The sequence below is a fragment of the Amycolatopsis sp. NPDC004079 genome (assembly GCF_040610415.1).
Taxonomy (GTDB): domain Bacteria; phylum Actinomycetota; class Actinomycetes; order Mycobacteriales; family Pseudonocardiaceae; genus Amycolatopsis; species Amycolatopsis halotolerans.
Genome location: NZ_JBEXMH010000074.1, coordinates 21686 through 40488 on the forward strand (window position 1 = coordinate 21686; position 18803 = coordinate 40488).

The window sequence follows — 18803 nt, forward strand, 5'->3', positions numbered from 1 at the left end:
CGGCCGCCGCATCGGCATACCGGGTGCCCGCGAGTCAGGAGACCGAGCGCACTCGGGCGGCACGTTCCCCGCGGTGGATCGAGGCCAGCATCGCCTCGAATCTCGTCTCCGCCTCGCTGGCGCCGTCGAGCAGCCGCCGCGCGGTCGCGGTGAGCACGGTCCCCCGATGTCCGCGCAACAACAGCCGCAGACCGAGCCTGCGCTCGAGCCGGAGGATCCGGCGTGTCAGCGCTGGCTGGGTGATCAGCAGCACCGGTGCCGCCCGGTTGAGGCTCCCGCATTCGTCAACCACCCGCAGCAGGTGCAGATCGTCCGGCGCGAGCGCGTCCTGCGGGGTTTCCGGCTCCCCGAGGGGAACCGCCACCGCCAGGCCGCTGAACAGTTCCAGATCGGCTTCGTCGTCGTCAGAGCTGTTGGCGGGCAACGGAAACATCGGCGACGCGACGTAGGCCGGGTTGCGTCGCGCGGCCCGGTTGAGATAGCAGTCGCGCAGGCGGGAACACAGCACGGCGGACAGTTTGTCGCTGACCACCGTGGGATCGGTCAGCAGGACGTACTTACGGCACAGCCGTTCGGCGAGAGGTTTGAGCACAAACCCGTGCGAACCGGGCGGACGCGTCAACGGGGATGCCAGCGACACGCCCTTGCCGTGGCCGAGCAGTCCTCGCATCTCCGACGCCACCTCCGTGACGTGCGCGATCCGCGGTTCGAACTCCGCCCGCCGCGCCCCCTCGGCCAGCAGTGCCCGCGCGTGCTCGTTCGCCCGGACCAGCCACTCGTCGTTCGCGAAGTCCGCGATCGACACTGTTTCGCCGGCCGCGAGGGGGTGGTTCATCGGCAGCGCCATCCACAGCGGTTCCTCCAGCACCACCTCGGAGCGGGAGGGACGGGTGCACTGGCGGGTGAAATCGGGCGGCTCCCAGACATACGCCGCGTCGACGCTGTAGCGCTCGAAGAACTCCACGCTGGTCTCGGGCTCCGCGCTCACCAGGCTCAGCAGCATCCCCGGCACCTTCACCGCGATATCGTCGATCAGCTCGGACCACTCGCTGCCGAAGGCGGCGATCCGGAGCATCGGCAGCGGCCCTGACGGCCGGCCCGGGGTCTGCGAAACCAGGCTCAGCGCGGACCCGAGAGCCATCAGCAGCCGGTTCCCCGCCTGCAAGAGGCCCCAGCCGCCCTCGGTCAGCCGGAGACCGTGTTCGTCGCTCCGGATGAGCGGCGCGCCGACCCTGCGCTCCAACCGGCACAAGCGCCGGCTGGCCGCGGGCTGCGTGGTGCGCGCCGCCTTCGCCGCGCCCTTGAGCGTGCCGGCGCACGCGACCCCCTGCAACAAGGCCAGATCTTCCCGGCTGGGCGGTTCCACCCGCATCCCCGAGCAGCCGGGGGCATGGCCTGCTCTCCTCGCATCGGACGAAAGGTGCCCGGTGGTCGTCATCGCGAGCTCTCCTCCCCCACGTTGGCAGCAAACGTTCCCCGCCGTGCGATTCGGGCGCAGCACTGTTCGGCCCGCCCATTCGGAAGACTCGAAAGAGGCGTGGGAATATCAGTTATATCGACCGGAAGCCCCCGCTTGCCCCGCCAGTAGCCCCCCAGTCCGATATTTGCCGCTCGGAGCGGCAACGCTATCGGGATCCAACCCGAACATTTCACAACGACGGAGGACATCGCAATAGGCCGATTGAGTTACAGGGCCGCGGTCGCGTCCGCCGTCTCGCGGCTCCGGCCCACTTCACACCCCGCGCACCCGGCAGTCCGGCCCTGCCGCGTCCCGCAGTGGAATGGCGGCCGGCGAGCGCCGGACCCCGCGAACAATGGTTACGCGCTCAACTGTTTTACATTCATCGAAATCCGTTTGCGCAGGCACCCACTCGGTCGCCGGGCATCCGGGCCCGGACATGCGGAACTGTTGACCGGACGCTAGTTCATTGCTCGCGCGTCGCGACGACAGTGCAAGATTCGCCGCGTCCGTCAGCGCCGCGCAGGCGAACAGCCGGCCACCGCGGGGTGACGACGGGCCAAACATGCGCACTCGGCGATATCTCGGCCTCGGACCCCCTTGCCGGGTCGCTCGGGATGCCCACCCGTACCAAACATATAAAAGTACGACCGTTCTCGATTAGCACGATCCGGGTAATGCGGCCAATGCCGAGTGCGGTCCTGTTCGGACACCACATTTCATAAGGGCTCGGCAATGGACGTGCCGGAATCCCGTCCGCGACGGCCGTTTTACCGTCCGGCCGGCCGTCATCCGTTCGCGCACCCGCGCGCACCCGCGGTGCGGTACCGTCACCACATGCCACGCAATAAGACACCGAGCATCAGCACCTTCCTTTTCTCCGACGACCCGGAGGCCAGCCAGAAGTTCCTCGTCGAGGCGTTCGGGCTGGCCGAAGGCGAACTGTCCCGCGACGACAAGGGCAAGGCACTGGTTGGCCGCGCCTATCTCGGCGACTACGCGGTCTCGGTCGCGCGTCCGCATCCGGGCCGGATGGAGGCCGCGAGCCACGCCAATGTGCTGCACTCGCTCGTCATGGTCTATCTCGACGACGTCGACTCGGTCTACGAGAAGGCCAAGGCGGCGGACGCCAAGATCGAGTACGAGCCGACGGACATGCCGTACGGGCAGCGCGAGTTCGGCGCACGAGACGCCGACGGAAACCTGTGGTGCTTCGCCAAGGAACTGACCGCCTAGAGCGGCGCTCGGGCGCTAGCCTTCGCGCTCGTCCCGCCGAGCCGGACGCGGCTGCACCACGTCCCAATGTTCGACGATCCGGCCGTCGCGGAGCCGGAAGATGTCGACCGCCTCGGATCCGCTGCCGTCCGCGGCGGCGGTCGACTCGTAGTGCACGGCCACGTGATCGCCGTCCGCCAGTGCGTGGCGGACCTCGATCGCCGGCGGAGGCTCCGCGGCGGCCAGCGCGCGCAGGAATTCGGCTAGCCCGGCTTTGCCGGGCGCGATCAAGGCGCTGTGTTCGACGTAGTCGTCGGCCACCGGGCGCAGCGCGGTCGGCACGTCACCGCGCAGCGCCGCCCGGAAAAGGCCCAGCACGACCTCTTTGTTGAAGTCACGCCGGTCCATTGCCGGCTCCTTCCCGCTCGTCATCCCGACACCGCGGCCGCCGCCGTCAGCCGGCGCAGATACGTGGTGAGCAGCGCGGCATCCAGCGGTGGGCAGGCGATGCCGCTGCCGTCGAGTCCGGCCAGGGTGTTGTCGCAGCGGTACCGGCGCCCGGAGAACAGCGGGCGCTCGTCCAGCATCGGCAGGAACACCCGCATGGCGCTGTCCGGCCGCCGATCCGCGCGGATCGCTTCCCGCCATTCGCCGAACGGCGCCGACCGGAGCGGATGCCCGAGCGAGCGCAGCTGCCCGACGATGTCGTTCCAGCGCACCGCGTGCGGATTGACCAGGTTGAAGTTCTGGCCGAGGGAGCTTTCCCGCAGGGACAACGCGACCAGGGCACGCGCGACGAAATCGACCGGGACCACGTCCACGAAGGCATCGCTGTCCGGGGCCAGCCCGAGCGCGAGACAGTCCTTCAGCATGGCGGTGACCAGGTGCCCGTCCGACGTCGTGCCGGTGCGCGAATGCCCGGCAACGTTGCCCGGGCGGTAGATCGCGGCTGGCACCCCGTGCCGGCGCGCCAGCATGACCACCTGCTCGGCCACCCACTTGCTCTGGTCGTAGCCGCCGTGAAACCCTGCCGCCGCACGCAAATCGGTGTTCTCGCCCGCCACCTCGAGGTCGGCGAAGCGGTCCGAGTCGAACACCGCGATCGTGGAGACGTGGTGCACCGCCTTGGCTTTTCCCTCGCACGCCAGCCGCAGGACTTCCCGCGTACCGTCCACATTGGGCAGTCGTAGCCGCCGGTACGGATCGAGGAAGCTGACCGCCGCGCCGTTGTGGTAGATCGCCTCCACACCGGCGGCGAGCCTCGCGTACGACCGGTCGGACAGCCCCAGCCGCGGTGCGGCCAGATCGGCGGGCACCACCTCGATCCGGGTGAGGTCGGCGCCGTCGAGGAGCCCGAACCGGCGCAGCCCGGCGGTGATCCGCGCCAGCCCGGCTTCCGGTTCGGCGCACCGCACCGCACAGCTCACGCGCGCTCCGGTGCGGTCCAGGAGTTCGCGCAGGAGAAACGAGCCGACGAACCCGGTCGCGCCGGTGAGCAGCACCGACTCGGGCCGGGCTGGCGTGCCGCGCCGCCTGCCTCGCGGGAGCTCGCGATCGAACCAGATGTCCGCTCGGCCGTCGTCGCTGTCGTGACCGTTCGTTCCGGCCAGGGTCGCGATCGCGGCTGGTCGAGCGTCGGCCAGGATTTCGCTCAGCGGGAGGCGGACGCCGATCTCCCGGAGCCGCGCGGCGAGTTCGGCCCCGAGCAGCGAGGTGCCGCCGAGTTCGAAGAAGTCGTCGGAAACGCCGATGTTCCGCACTCCCAGCAATCGCTCGAACACCTCGGCCACGGATCGCTCCAGGACGCTGCCTTCCGCCGGGACGGCGCGCTGGGCCCGAGGGTCCGGTTTCCTGTCGTCCGGTGGCACGATCTCACTGCCGGACACCTTCGGCCCCTGCCTCGGGTCGATCCAGTGCCGGGCACGCGCGAAGGGATAAGTGGGCAGCACCAGACGCCGCGGCTCTCCGTCCTCGTGCAATCGCCGCCAGTCCGGTGCCACTCCGGCCGCCCACAGCGCGCCGAGAGCGGTCAGCACCGTCTCGCCAGCGCCTCGGCCGGCTTCGGGACGGTCCGGCAGCGAGGTGACCGCGATCTGTCCGGCGGGCCAGTCAGGATGCCCGCGGCACAGCGACACCAGGGTTCGCCCCGGCCCGGTCTCGACCAGAATCCGGCCGGGTTCGGCCAGCAGCGCGGCGACGTTGTCGGCGAAGCGGACCGGCGCCCGCAATTGCCGCGCCCAGTAGCCGGGGTCCACCGCCTGCTCGTCGGTCAGCCAGGTGCCGCTCACATTGGACAGACAGCGGATCTCCGGCGGCTGCGGGCGCACGGCTTCGACAGCCGCGCGGACCTGAGCCACCGCGGGGTCCAGCATGGCCGAATGGAACGCGTGCGAGGTGCGCAGCGGACGGGGTTCCATCCCTCGGGAGCGCAACGCGGCCACGGTGCGCCGCATCGCCGGTTCCGGCCCGGACAGCACGGTGAGCCCGGGACCGTTGTAGGCCGCGACCTCGACCCCCGGCTCCAGATCGGGACGGAGCCGGTCGACCGGTTCGTTCACCGAGACCATCGCTCCGCCCGGCAGCCCGCCGACCGCGCGAGCTCGCGCCATCACCACGCGGAGCGCCTCCTCGCGGGTGAACACCCCGGCGACGCACGCGGCGGTCAGCTCGCCGAGGCTGTGCCCGAGCACCGCGTCCGGCCGCACGCCCCACGACATCCAGAGCCGGGCCAGCGCGTACTCCACCGAGAACAGCGCGGGCTGGGTGATTTCGGTCTGCCGCAGGCGGTCCGCTGCCGCCTCGGGATCGTCGGCGCCCAGCTCGGCGACGCGCGGGTCCACGCCGCCGTGCGCCACGATCTCCTCCGCGCATGCGTCCAGTTCGTCGCGGAAGACCGGCCAGCGGCGATACAGCTCGCGGCCCATTCCCGGGTATTGGCTGCCCTGTCCCGGGAACAGGAAAGCGACCCCGGGCCGGTCCGCGGCCGGACCGGATGTGCTGCGCCGGGGCGGCCTGCGCAGCCGTTCGGCCGCTTCGCGCGGGGTCCGCGCCGCCACCGCCATCCGGTGCGGATGCGCCTGCCGCCCGCGTTGCCAGGTGTGCGCGACCTCGGCGAGGCTCCATTCCGGATTCCGCTCCAGCGCGTCCGCGAGTTCGGCCGCCACGACCGGCAGCCGTTCGGCGGTCCGGGCCGAGACCGGGACGAGCTGCCATCCGGTGCTGGGCGAGGCCGGTTCCCTCGGCGGGGCCGCTTCCAGGACGACATGCGCGTTGGTGCCGCCGAAGCCGAAGGAGCTGACGCCTGCCCGGCGAGGCCGCCCGTCCGCCTGCCATTCGGTCCGCGCCGCGCTGACCCGGAACGGTGTGTCGGTGAACCGGATCGCCGGATTCGGCCGCCGATAGCCGGCGTTCGGCGGGATTTCGCCGTGCCACAGCATCAGCACCGTTTTGATCAGGCCGGCGATGCCCGCCGCCGCGTTCAGATGGCCGATGTTCCCCTTGACCGAACCGAGCAGGCAGAACCCGCTCCGGTCGGTCCACCGCCGAAACGCCGCGGTGAGCGCCTCGACCTCGACCGGGTCCCCGAGCGGGGTCCCGGTGCCGTGCGCCTCGACGTAGCCGATCGTCCCGGCGTCGATCCCGGCCGCCGCGATCGCGTCCGCGATCGCCTCGCTCTGACCGGACACGCTCGGAGCGGTGAACCCGACCTTCTCGCGGCCGTCGTTGTTCACCGCGCTGCCCCGGATCACCGCGTAGATCGAGTCGCCGTCGCGGAGCGCGTCGGGCAGGCGGCGCAGCAGGACCGCACCGGCGCCCTGGCCGAACACGGTTCCCCTGGCGTCGGCGTCGAACGGTCGGCAGTGCCCGTCCGGGGCGAGGATTCCGCCCGGCTGGAATCGGTAGCCCGCCCGCAGCGGCACATCGACCGCGACCCCGCCGGCCACCGCGTACTCGCATTCGCCGAGCAGCAGGCTCTGGCAGGCCTGGTGCACCGCGACGAGCGAACTGGAGCACGCGGTCTGGATCGCCAGGCTCGGCCCGCGCAGCCCCAGTTTGTGGGAGACCCGCGTCGAGAGGTAGTCCTTGTCGTTGGCCAGCAGGGTCTGCGTCGCCATCGGGGACTCGCGCAGTTCCGGATGCGACAGCAGGTTGAACATCAGGTAGGAGTTCTTGCTCGCTCCGGCGAAAACCCCGATCCGGTCGTTGCCGGGCGCGGGCACGACCCCGGCCCGCTCCATCAGCTCCACGCAGATCTCCAGGAACAGCCGGTGCTGCGGATCGAGCAGGGCCGCCTCGCGCGGGCTGTAGCCGAAGTACTCCGCGTCGAAACCCGCGATGTCCTCCAGCGCGCCTTTCGCCGGGACGTAGTCGTCCGCCCCGGACTCTTCGTCGGGAATGCCCTCCGCGCGCAGGTCTTCCGCGCTGAAGAAGCTGATGCATTCGGTGCCGTCGCGCAGGTTCCGCCAGAACTGCTCGATCGTGGCCGCGCCGGGAAAGCGGCCTGCCAGTCCGACCACGGCGGTGAAGTCCTCTGCTTCCGGCCCGTCGAGCACGGGTTCGGTCATCGTCGCTCCTGACTGCCGTCGGGCACGCCCCGCCGGGCCCTCGCGCGGCCGCCCGCCGCGCGCCGCCGCTCGGCCTTCCCCCGGGCGTCGTCCAGTCCGCCGTCGGGCCGGAAGCCTCGTTCCAGGAAGGCGGCCAAGCCGCGGATCGTGGGGTACTCGAACAGAGCGCTCAGCGGGACCTCGCCCCACCGCTCCCGGATCTGCGCGTGCACCCGGATCATCAGCAGCGAATGCCCGCCGGCTTCGAAGAACGGCTCGTCGATCCCGAGCGCGTCCAGTTTCAGCGAGACGCCCCAGATCTCCGCGAGCATGCGCTCCGCTCCGGTGCGCGGACCCGCAGTCCCTTCGGTCCCCTTCCGCCGTCGCGCCGCGGGCGCGGGAAGGGCGTTGCGATCGACCTTCCCGTTCGGGGTCATCGGCAACGCGTCAAGCTCCACCACGACATCCGGCACCATGTACGACGGCAAGGCCTCGGTCAGCTCGCCCCGCAGCGCGTCGGTGTCCACCTCCGCGCCGGGCCGCCCGACGACGTAGGCGACCAGCCGCGCGCCGCCCTCGCCCGAGTTCCGGGCGGCGACCACCGCGGTGCTCAGTTCCGCCCGCCGCCCGAGGACCGTCTCGATCTCGCCCGGTTCGATCCGGAAACCCCGGACCTTCACCTGGTCGTCGAGCCTGCCGAGGAACTCCAGCGTGCCGTCCGGCCGCCAGCGGGCCAGATCTCCGGTCCGGTACAGCCGCTCCCCCGGCGCGTGCGGATGCGGCCGGAACGCGCGTTCGGTCAACTCGGGCCGGTTGCGGTAGCCCCGGGCCAGTCCGAGCCCGCCGAGGTGGAGTTCTCCGGGGGTGCCGGCGGGCGTGCACTGCCCGTGCTCGTCGAGCACCCAGCAGGTGGTGTTGGCCAGCGGGCGGCCGATCGGAGGCGGCCCGTCGACCTCCTCGATCCGCGCCGCGGTCGACCAGATCGTGCATTCGGTCGGCCCGTACAGGTTCCACAGGACGTCGCAGCGCTTCCGCACCGCTTCGGCGAGTTCCGCGGTGAGCGCTTCGCCGCCGCAGAGCGCCCGCAGATCCGGTTTCGCGGCCCAGCCCGAGTCCACGAGCATCCGCCAGGTCGCCGGGGTCGCCTGCATGGTGGTCACGCCGCGGTCGACGAGCAGTTCGGCGAGCCGGTAGGGGTCGCCGGTCTGCGGCGCGGTCGCCAGTTCCAGCCGCGCCCCGGTCGTGAGCGGGAGGAACAGCTCCAGTCCGGCGATGTCGAAGGACAGCGTGGTGACCGCCAGCAGCACGTCCCGGTCGTCCCAGCCGAGCAGTTCCGCCATGGCGTGCAACAGGTTGTCCAGCGCGCGATGGGAGACTTCGACGCCTTTGGGCACGCCGGTCGAACCGGAGGTGTAGATCACGTAGGCGAGCCGGTCGGGGTCGAACGGGATTTCCGGGCAGGTGTCCGGTTCGGCCGCCAGCGGCTCCGGCGCGCGGTCCAGGACGAGCGGGGCCGCGGCGGTCTCCGGGATCCCGGTCAGCACTGAGGATTCGGTGACGACCACCGCCGCGCCGGAGTCGTCGAGCATCTGCCGAAGCCGCTCGCGCGGGTACCCGGGGTCTATCGGCACGTACGCGCCCCCTGCTTTGAGCACACCCAGCAGCGCGACCGGCAGTGCGACGTCGCGGCCCAACGCGATCCCGACCGTGTCGCCCGGCCGCACCCCGAGCCGGTGCAGCCGGTGTGCCAGGCAGTTCGCCCGGCGCTCGAGTTCGGCGTAGGTCAGCGCCTCGTCGCCGCAGCGCACCGCGACCGCGTCCGGGCACCGCCGAGCCTGCGCCGCGAACCGCCGGTGCACCCCCCGCGGCATCGTCAACGGCCAGGGGGTCGCGGTCTCGTTCCAGTCCTCGCGCTGACGGATCAGCTCCGCCGGGCCCAGCAGGCTCCGCGCCTCGTACCGCGCGTCCGGCTCGGCGGCCATCGCCGCCAGAACCGTGCGGTAATAGCCGACGACCAAGTCCACTTGCGCCGGATCGAACGTTCCCTCGTCCACGTCGAGGTAACACAGCAGCTTCGAGGTCGAGACGTCGCGGTGGAAGTAGGCGGTGAACGGGAAATAGGTCTGGTCCGAAGGGCTCTTCCAGCCCAGCACCTCGAGCCCGTCCAGTTCGCGCAGCGCCTGGTACACATGGAAGTGGATGTAGTTGAACGCGGTGTCGAACAACTGCTCGCCCGCCCCGAACTCGCGCACCAGCTCGGCCAGCGGGAAGCGGCGGTGGTCCAGCAGTTCCCGCTCCGCCTCGTGCGTCTGCCGCACCAGTTCCCGCCAGGTGCCGCCGTCGAAGCGCATGCGCAGCGGGACGGTGTTCAGGAAGAGGCCGGCCACCCGGTCGCCGTCGAGTTCCTCGGGCCGCCCGTTGGCGATGATCCCGGCGGTCACCGCACGCCGGCAGGCCAGCACGCTCACCACCCGCAGATGCGCGGCGAGCAGCACCGATTTCAGCGAAGTCCCGGTCTGCCGCGCGAGTTCGAGCAGCCCGTCGCGCACCTCGTCCTCGATCGCGACTTCGGTGCGCCGGTGCGCCGCAGCGGGCCCGGAGTGACGGCGCGAGGGCCAGCGAGGCAGATCGCCGCGGGAGTCGCCCGCGAGGTAAGCGGCCCAGAACTTGCGCTCGGCCGCGGAATCGACGGTTTCTCGTTCGAGGGCAACGAAATCAGCGTAGGTCTGCCGGATCGGAGGCAGGCGCGGCGGCGGTGTTCCGGCCGCGAGCGCCGCGTACGCCTCGAACAGTTCGGTGACCAGCAGCGCCATGCTCCAGCCGTCGAACAGCGGATGCGCGAACGTGCACTGGAACTCCTCCGCCGACCGGAGATGCACGTCGATCTCCAGCAGCGGGGCCACCGCCCACTCCGGTTTGCGCCACTTCCGCTCCCGCATGAACCGGTCGATCTCGGCGTCCTGCTCGGCCGCCGAACCGGAGATCTCGTGCACCGTCAACGGGATCTCGGCCTTCGCGTGCACCAGTTGCAGCGGTTCGCTGAATCCGGTCAGCGCGAAGGAGGTCCGCAGCATCGGGTGCCGTGCCGCCAGCCGCCGAAGGGCCTCGGTCATCGCCCGCCGGGCAAAGCGCCCACGCAGGCGGAAACCCATCACGTAGGTCTCGTAGTCGGGGCTCATTTCGCTGTGGAAGACCAGTCCCGCCTGCAATCGCGCGAGCGGGAAGGCGTCCTCGACCCCTTCGGGCAGCGCCGCCCGGTCCTCGGCCGCGAGCAGGGCGAACGGCCGGACGGAGCGCGGGCCGGTCGCGGGTTCGACTGTCCGCGCGGTCGCCGCGAGCGTCTCCACTGTCTGCGCCCGGAACAGCTCGGGAATGGTGAAGTCCAGTCCTCGCTGCCGGGCGAGCACGCGCACCTGCAGCGCCCTGATGGAATCGCCGCCCAGTTCGAAGAAATTGTCGCGAACGCCGATCTCGTCGTGCCCGAGGACCTGGCCGATCACCGCGGCCAGACTGCGCTCCTCCGGGGTCCGCGGCGAGATCGCGGTCGCACTCCGAGCTGGCTTCTCCGGCAGCGGCAACGCCTTCCGGTCCACCTTCCCGTTGGCGGTCAGCGGCAGTTCGGCAAGCGTGACGAACCGGTGGGGAATCATGTACCGGGGCAGTTCGAGCGCCAGGAACTCGCGCAGCCCCCCAGGTTCCGGGAGCGCGGCTGCCAGCCCGGCCAAGTAGCCGATCAGTTCCGCCTCCTCACCCGAACCGCGCACCAGCACCGCGGCGTCCCGCACCGCCGGGTGGGCGGCGATCTTGCGTTCGATCTCCTCCAGTTCGATCCGGTTGCCGCGGAACTTCAGCTGGCGGTCGAGCCTGCCGAGGAACTCCAGGCTGCCGTCCGGATGCCGGCGCGCGAGGTCCCCGGTGCGATAGAGCCGCCCGTCCGGGTCCGGGCCGAAGGGGTCGGGCAGGAACCGCTCCCGGGTCAGCTCCGGCCGGTTCAAGTAGCCCGCGGCCACCTGGACTCCGCCGATGTGCAGCTCGCCCGGCACGCCGACCGGCACCTCCCGGCCGTGCCCGTCGAGCAGGTGGAGGCGGACATTGTCGATCGCGTGGCCGATCGGGACGAAGTCGCGGGGGTCGTCCGGCCGGCACCGCCAGGCCGCCACGTCCACCGCGGCTTCGGTGGGTCCATAGAGGTTGTGCAGTTCGCAGCCGAGCGTCTGGAAGAACCGCCGGGCGAGCCCGGCCGGCAGGGTCTCTCCGCTGGCGATCACCCGGCGCAGCGAAGCGCACCGGGTGAGGTTCGGTTCGCTCAGGAACAGCTGGAGCATCGAAGGGACAAAGTGGACGGTGGTGACGCGGTGCCGGTCGATGAGCGACACCAGGCGGCCGGTGTCGCGATGCGCGCCGGGTTCGGCCAGCACCAGCCCGGCGCCGGTGGTGAGCGGCCAGAAGAACTCCCAGACCGAGACGTCGAATCCGATCGGGGTCTTCTGCAGGACCCGGTCGTCGGCGGTGAGGCCGAAGGCGTTTTGCGTCCAGGCCAACCGGTTCCGGATCCCGGCGTGCGTGTTGACCACCGCTTTCGGCGTGCCGGTGGAGCCGGAGGTGTACAGCACGTATGCCGCGTCTCCAGCCTCGATCGCTACGTCCGGCGGCGCGTCGTCGTATGCGGCGATCTCCGGGCGGCACGCGTCGAGGTCGACCACCTGGGCGGCCGATTCCGGCAGTAATCCCGCCCACCGGCTCGCGGTGAGCACCACGGCCGGCGCCGCGTCGCCGAGCATGGCGGCCAGCCGCCGCCGCGGGTTCTCCAGGTCCAGCGGGAGGTAGGCCGCGCCCGCTTTCATCGTCGCCAGCAGAGCCACCACCAGATCGACCCCGCGCTCCAGCGCGACGCCGACCAGCGCGCCGCGGCCAGCACCGCGTTCGAGCAGGTGGCGGGCGAGCTGGTTGGCCCGTTTCTCCAGGTCGCGGTAGGCGACCTCGATGTCCTGGTACCGCACCGCGATCGCGTCCGGGTGCTCGGCCGCGCGTGCCGCGAACTCCTCGGGGATCCAGCCGTAGCCGCTGTGATCGCGGCCAGTGTCGTGCCAGGCGGCGAACTGTCGCCGTTCGGCCGCGGTCAGCAGCGGCAACTCGGACAGTCTCCGCTCGGGATCCGCTACGACTTCCTCCAGCAGCACCTGGTAGTGCCGCAGCAGGCGCCGCGCGGTGGCCTCGTCGAACAGATCCACGTTGTACCGCAGAGACAACCCCACCTCGTCCGCGCATTCGGCGGCCATCAGCACCAGATCGGACTGGCTCGGGCAGCGCTCGAGCGCGAACGATTCGACGGCGAGGCCGCCCAGTTCGAGGTTTCCGGTGCCGTCCCCGAGCGCGAACCGCGCGAGGCCGGCCAGCCCGGGATCGGTGACCGGGGACCGCTGGCTCACGAACATCACCTGGAACAGCGGGCCGCGGCTGGCATCGCGTTCCGGCGCCAGCCGCTCGACCACCCGCACGAACGGAACGCGCTGCCGGTCCATCGCGGACAGCACCGCGTCCCTGGTCCCGGCGAGCACCTCGGAGAACCGCGGATCGCCGGAGAGTCCGGCACGGATCGCCAACGGGTTCACGAAGTACCCGACGACGTCGGCGAACTTCGGTTCCCGCCCGGCGGCCGGGCAACCGACCACGAAGTCCTCCTGCCCGGTGTAGCGGTGCAGCAGGACCTGGAACACAGTGAGCAGCAGGGTGTACCGGGTGACTCCGCGCTCCCTGGCGAGCGCGGTCACCCGTGCGCACAGCGGACCGGGCAGTTCGGCCGAGACAGCCATCCCGCGTTCGGTCTGTTCCGGCGGCCTCGTCCGGTCGGTGGGCAGCTCAAGCGGAGCGGGCAGCGGATCCAGCCCGGCGGCGCATCCGGAAAGCTGCCTCGCGCCCTGCGGGCCCGCGAGCCACGTCGACTGCTCCCGCACGAACTCGGCGTAGCGTCCGCGCACTGGCGCCCAGTCGATGGGCGCGCCCCCGGTTTCGGCGCGGTAGCGCTCGGCCAGTTCCCGGAAAAGCCTGGCCAGGGACCAGAAGTCGCTGACGATGTGGTGTACCGCGATCAGCACGCAGTGCCCGTCCGGCCCGCGGTCGTAAACGCCGATGCGCAGCAGCGGATCCGCGGTCAGGTCGAACGGTCGCTCCGCCTCCTCGGTGACCGCCGCACGCAGGCGTTCGGCGGACCAGCCCGCGGCCGGAACCATGGTGACCTCGGCCCGGCGGTCGGCCAGCACCTCCTGATACGGCGTGCCGTCCCGCTGCCCGAACCGGGTTCGCAGCGCCTCGTGGCGCTGGACGAGGACGTCCCAGGAGCGGCGGAACGCGGCCACGTCGAGCCCGGCCGGGATCCGCAGCGCGGTGGCGATGGTGTACGCGCTGCTCGCCGGCTGCCGTTCCTGCAGGAACCACAGGGCGATCTGGTTGTCCGAGAGCGGGAACTCCCGCGCGGAACCCGCGGGCACGGTCTCCCGCGGCCGCTCCAGCGTGGCGGCGATTTTCCTGGCCAGTTCCGGGATTTCGACCCCGCCGAGCAGATCGGCCGCGGACACCGGCCTGCCGAACTCGCGTTCCAGCTGGCCGCCGATCTCGGCGGCTCGCAGGGAATCGACGCCCAGCGCGGGCAGCGAGGCAGCGTCCGGATCGGCGCAGGTCAGCTCGCGGAGATGCCATTCGATCCGGTCCGCCAGTTCCGCACCGTCCGCCGGCCGCTCCCACCTCGCGATCTCGTCGAGCAGACCGCCGGAGAACGCGCGCAGGGAACCGCGGCGCTGGATCTTCCCGCTGGAGGTCTTCGGAATCGTGCGCGGCGCGACGAGCGACACCGCGTCCAGTTCGATTTCGAAGCTCCGCGTCACCGCTGATCTGATCGCCTCGATCGCCGCCGCCGGATCGCCCCCGGCCGCGGGGTCGAACTCCTGTACCGCAACGACTTTCGGCTCGCCCTCGTCCTGGCTGGTCTGGAACACGGCCCCGCAACCGGGACGCAGGCCGGAATGGGCGTTCTCCACGCACCGCTCGACGTCCTGCGGCGCGAGGTTGCGGCCTCGGACGATGAGCACGTCCTTGCGCCGCCCGAAGAGGTACAGCTCCTCGCCGATCCGGAACCCGAGGTCCCCGGTACGGAGGTAATGCCTCCCGTCGGCCGGCTCGGTGGCAGCCCGGAAGGTCTCCAGGCTTTCCCGCGCACGGTTCCAGTACCCCCGCGCCACATGGTTTCCGGCGACCCAGATCTCGCCGGTCTCCCCCGGCCCGAGGATCCGGCGGGAGACCGGATCGACGATCTCGACCCGTTGTTCCCCAGCGGCCACGCCGCAACTCGCCAGCTCTCGCCCGTGCTCGTCCGGTACCGCGTGCCCGGCTTCGAGCGCTCCGGTGTCGAAACGCGGCGCACGATGGGGCCGGTCGTGCGCTCCGGCGGAGACGATCAGGGTGGCTTCGGCCAAGCCGTAGCACGGTTTCAGCGCTTCGCGGCGCAGACCGCACTCCGCGAAGGTCTCGGCGAACCGGTCGAGAGTGTCCGCCCGAACCGGTTCGGCTCCGTTGAACATCACCTCGGCCGAGCTCAGGTCGAGCCGGGCCCGCTCCGCCGCGCCGATCTTGCGCAGGCACAGTTCGTAGGCGAAGTTGGGCGCGCCGGTCATCGTGCCCCGGAAGCGGCTCATCGCCGACAGCCAGCTCACCGGGTTCCGGAGGAACCGTCCCGGCGACATCAGAACGCTGTGCGCGCCCAGATAGGCTCCGTAGTGGAGTATTCCGATGAGGCCCATGTCGTGAAACAGCGGAAGCCAGCTCACCAGCACCGAATCGGCCCGCTGCCGCATGCTGGAATCAATCATCCGCAGGTTTTCCGTCAGATTCCGGTGCTCGACCATCACGCCCTTGGGATTGCCGGTGGAACCCGAGGTGTACTGGAGAAACGCGAGCGAGTCCGGGCGGATCGCGGGCGCGTGCCAATCGCCGGAATCGTCCGGGGACACCCGATCGCTGCCGAGGAACGGGAGGTTCTTCAGCGCGGGAGCGTGCCGGATCAGCTGTTCGCCGAACCTCGCCACCGAAACCACGGCGACCGGACGGCAGTCCTCGACGATGCCCCTGATGCGGGAGAGGACGCGCTCCGGCGACGCCCCCTCGTGGGACGGGCACGGCACCGGAACCGCACCCGCGTAAAGGGTTCCGAAGAACGATTCGACGAAATCCAGTCCGGCGGGGTGGACCAGCAGCACGCGGTCCCCCGCCCGCACGTCCCGCGACAACCGCGCCGCTACGGCCCTGGCCTTCCGGTCCAGTTCGCCGAAGGTGACCGAACTGGCGGCGTCGGTCTCGCCGTCAGCGAGGAAGGTGTAGGCCGGTTTGTCCGCGTGCGACGCGGCCCTCGCCCGAAGCACGTCGACGAGGTTTTCTTCTGGTGCCTGATCCACGCTATGGCCCCTTCGTGACTGCGAACCCTCACTTTCGGCGCGCATTCAAAGACGGATGCCCCCGGGAGCGATGTCATCCAAGCGCGAAGTTACCGACCCCGGTTGAGGTGCGGTACTGCCGAATCCGCATACGGTTATGCGCGGTTTCGCGGCGGGCTGGGCAGAGCGCACAGAAAAGGGGCTGTCGCACCGTTTCCGGTGCGACAGCCCCTTTTCCCGACGTGATCAGCGCTGCGGAGGCGGCCCGCCCTGCGGTCCGCCGAACGGACCCTGCTGCGGGAACGGCCCACTGCCCGGCCCGGGACCCTGCGGTCCGCCGAACTGCTGCTGCGGCGGTCCCTGGTACGGCCCGCCCTGCGGCCCTGCGGGAGGGTGCGGCTGCGGCAACGACTGCTGCTGCTGGGCAGGCGGCGGCGTGCTGGGCTGCTGCGGCCGCTCCGGCGGGGCGGGCGGCTCCTCTTCCCGGACCGGCGCGGGAGCCTCGGGCTTGGCGGCGGGAGCCCCGCCGATCGCCCGGCGCTCCGCCGACGCGCCCAGCGGCCCGTCGACCTCCTTGCGCGCCACCGCTTCCGCGGCCGCGACGGCCTCGGCGACCTTCGGGTCGCTGCTCGTGTCGAACCATCCGGCGACCTCGTCGTCGTCGAGGTCCGGGCGGGCCGGGGTGTCGTCCTTCGGCGGCTCGTAGCGGAACACGCCGTCGTCGCCGGGGGCGCCGAGCGCGCGGGCGAAGCCTTCGAGGGCCTTGCCGTAATCGCTCGGGATCATCCAGACCTTGTTCGCGTCGCCCTGCGCCATCTGCGGGAGCGTCTGCAGGTACTGGTAAGCGAGGACCTCCGGCGTCGGGCGGCCGGCCTTGATCGCCGCGAACACCTTCTCGATCGCCTTCGCCTGGCCCTGCGCCTGCAGGTAGCGGGCGGCTCGTTCACCCTGTGCGCGCAGGATCCGCGACTGCCGTTCCGCTTCCGCGGCGAGGATCGCGGCCTGCTTCTGGCCTTCCGCGGCGAGGATCTGGCTCTGCTTCTGGCCCTCGGCGGTCTTGATCGACGATTCCCGCTGGCCTTCCGCGGTGAGGATCATCGCGCGCTTCTCCCGGTCGGCGCGCATCTGCTTCTCCATCGAGTCCTGGATGGAGGCGGGCGGCTCGATCGCCTTCAGCTCGACGCGGGCGACGCGGATGCCCCAGCGGCCGGTGGCCTCGTCGAGCACGCCGCGCAGCTGGGTGTTGATGGCGTCGCGGGAGGTCAGCGTCTCTTCCAGGCTCATGCCGCCGACCACGTTGCGGAGCGTGGTGGTGGTGAGCTGCTCGACGCCGATGATGTAGTTCGAGATCTCGTAGACCGCGGCGCGCGAGTCGGTGACCTGGAAGTACACGACAGTGTCGATGTTCACCGTCAGGTTGTCCTCGGTGATCACCGGCTGCGGCGGGAACGAGACGACCTGCTCGCGCAGGTCGATCCGAGCGCGCACCTTGTCCAGGAACGGGACGAGGAAGGTCAGGCCGGGCGAAGCGACCGTGCGGAACCGGCCGAGCCGCTCGATCACCGCCGACTGGGCCTGTGGCACCACCATGATCGCCTTGACCACTGTGATGATGACGAACAGGGCCAGCAGCGCGACCACGACGATCGCTATTGTCGACAAGAGCGTTTCCCCTTACCTAGTACCGTTTTTCCTCGGACGGCGCCTCACGCGACGATGTCCACCACGGCCGTGGCGCCGGAGATCTCGACGACCGTGACGCTGGTGCCCGGCGCGATCGGCGGCTGCGATTCGTGCACGGCGCGCGCCGACCACACCTCGCCGCCGATTTTCACCTGGCCGGCATCGTAGTCCACAGTGGACACTACGACGGCACGGGCTCCGACCAGCGCGTCGATGCCCGTGGGGACGCCCGCCCCGGCGAGGAAGCGGCGTTTGAGCGCCGGACGGGCCAGCGCGAGCAGCCCGACCGAGCTGACCGCGAACACCGCGACGTCGATGTAGATGTTGCCGGTGAGCGCTTCCGAACCGGCTCCGAGCAACGCGCCTACGCCGAGCATGATCAGCACGAAGTCCCCGGAGATCACCTCCGCGATCATCAGGACGATGCCGATGATCAGCCAGATCAGAGCCGCTGCCATGCCCTCATGCTCTCAGATCGCGTCGTTTCGCACCGGGCAAACTACTCGACGTGACCGACGCGTGACCTTGGATGTTTCCGACAAATAGGACACTACGGAGCGTCGTCGCCCGGCTCGGTCACGAAGTCGATGAGCCGTTCCACCGCGCCGATCAGCGGCGTTTCGAGATCGCGGAAGCTGCGCACCCCGGCGAGCACCCGCTGCCATCCCTCGTACGGTTCGCCCCAGCCGAGCGCGTCGCAGATGCCGGCTTTCCATTCGATGCCGCGCGGGATCTCCGGCCAGGCGCGGATGCCGACCGACGCCGGCTTCACCGCCTGCCAGACGTCGATGTACGGGTGCCCGGTGACGAGCACCTGCTCGTCGCGGATCTGCCCGACCAGCCGGGATTCCTTGCTGCCCGCCACGAGGTGGTCGACGAGCACGCCGAGCCTGCGGCCGGGTCCGGTGCCGAACTCGGCGATCCGGTCGGCCAGCACGTCGACGCCGTCGAGCGGTTCCACGACGACGCCCTCGACGCGCAGGTCGTGTCCCCAGACGCGTTCGACCAGTTCGGCGTCGTGCTTGCCCTCGACCCAGATCCGGGAGTCGCGCGCGACCCGCGCCTGCAGGCCCTGCACACGGACCGAGCCGGACGCCGACACCTGCCGCACGGGGGCGGCGGCCTTCTTGACCGGCACGAGCGTGACCGGCTTGCCTTCCAGCAGGAACCCGGCGGGCGCGAGCGGGAACACCCGGTGGCGGCCCTTGGCGTCCTCGAGGACGACGTTCCCGTACTCGATCTTCACCACCGCGCCGCAGTAGCCGCTGGCCGGGTCTTCGACCACGAGGCCTGGCTCGGCGGGGACCTCCGGGATCTTCCGCTTGCGGGGGCCGGACAGCACGTCGTGATAGCGCACGGTCGGGCACGTTATCGGCGTGGCGGCGGGCCGTCCCGCCGCCCCCCCCGGGGGGGGGCGCCCCCAGATCCGCCTCCCAAACACCAAAAAAACAAAGACAATAAACAAGAAACACGTAGTAC

General features: G+C 70.8%; 8 protein-coding genes. 1 reads left to right on the forward strand and 7 read right to left on the reverse strand.

What is annotated here, in order from left to right; genetic code table 11:
* Positions 1–34: 34 nt before the first annotated feature.
* The gene (locus ABZX37_RS42305; protein WP_354749515.1) at positions 35–1438 is read right to left on the reverse strand and encodes a LysR family transcriptional regulator; all 1404 of its coding nucleotides are present in this window, start codon (positions 1436–1438) and stop codon (positions 35–37) included.
* 858 nt (positions 1439–2296) lie between these two features.
* Between ABZX37_RS42305 and ABZX37_RS42310 the strand changes: the two genes are divergently transcribed.
* Positions 2297–2695, forward strand: a complete 399-nt coding sequence (locus ABZX37_RS42310) for a VOC family protein (RefSeq protein ID WP_354749517.1) — start codon at positions 2297–2299, stop codon at positions 2693–2695.
* Between the two features lie 15 nt (positions 2696–2710).
* Here ABZX37_RS42310 and ABZX37_RS42315 read toward each other — a convergent pair whose 3' ends face one another.
* From ABZX37_RS42315 to ABZX37_RS42340, 6 genes are all read right to left on the reverse strand, one after another.
* A complete protein-coding gene (locus ABZX37_RS42315; protein ID WP_354749519.1) occupies positions 2711–3082 on the reverse strand; it encodes a nuclear transport factor 2 family protein in 372 nt (123 codons plus the stop codon).
* 20 nt (positions 3083–3102) lie between these two features.
* The gene (locus ABZX37_RS42320) at positions 3103–7239 is read right to left on the reverse strand and encodes a thioester reductase domain-containing protein (protein ID WP_354749521.1); all 4137 of its coding nucleotides are present in this window, start codon (positions 7237–7239) and stop codon (positions 3103–3105) included.
* Positions 7236–15662 (reverse strand): amino acid adenylation domain-containing protein, encoded by an 8427-nt coding sequence (locus ABZX37_RS42325; RefSeq protein ID WP_354749523.1) that lies wholly within the window; start codon positions 15660–15662, stop codon positions 7236–7238. The genes ABZX37_RS42320 and ABZX37_RS42325 overlap by 4 nt, the downstream gene beginning before the upstream one ends.
* 225 nt (positions 15663–15887) lie before the next feature.
* A complete protein-coding gene (locus ABZX37_RS42330) occupies positions 15888–17294 on the reverse strand; it encodes an SPFH domain-containing protein (protein WP_354749528.1) in 1407 nt (468 codons plus the stop codon).
* Positions 17295–17347: 53 nt separating this feature from the next.
* Positions 17348–17782, reverse strand: a complete 435-nt coding sequence (locus ABZX37_RS42335) for an NfeD family protein (protein ID WP_354749525.1) — start codon at positions 17780–17782, stop codon at positions 17348–17350.
* Between the two features lie 92 nt (positions 17783–17874).
* Positions 17875–18681, reverse strand: a complete 807-nt coding sequence (locus tag ABZX37_RS42340) for a DUF3097 domain-containing protein (RefSeq protein WP_354749527.1) — start codon at positions 18679–18681, stop codon at positions 17875–17877.
* Between the last annotated feature and the right edge of the window lie 122 nt (positions 18682–18803).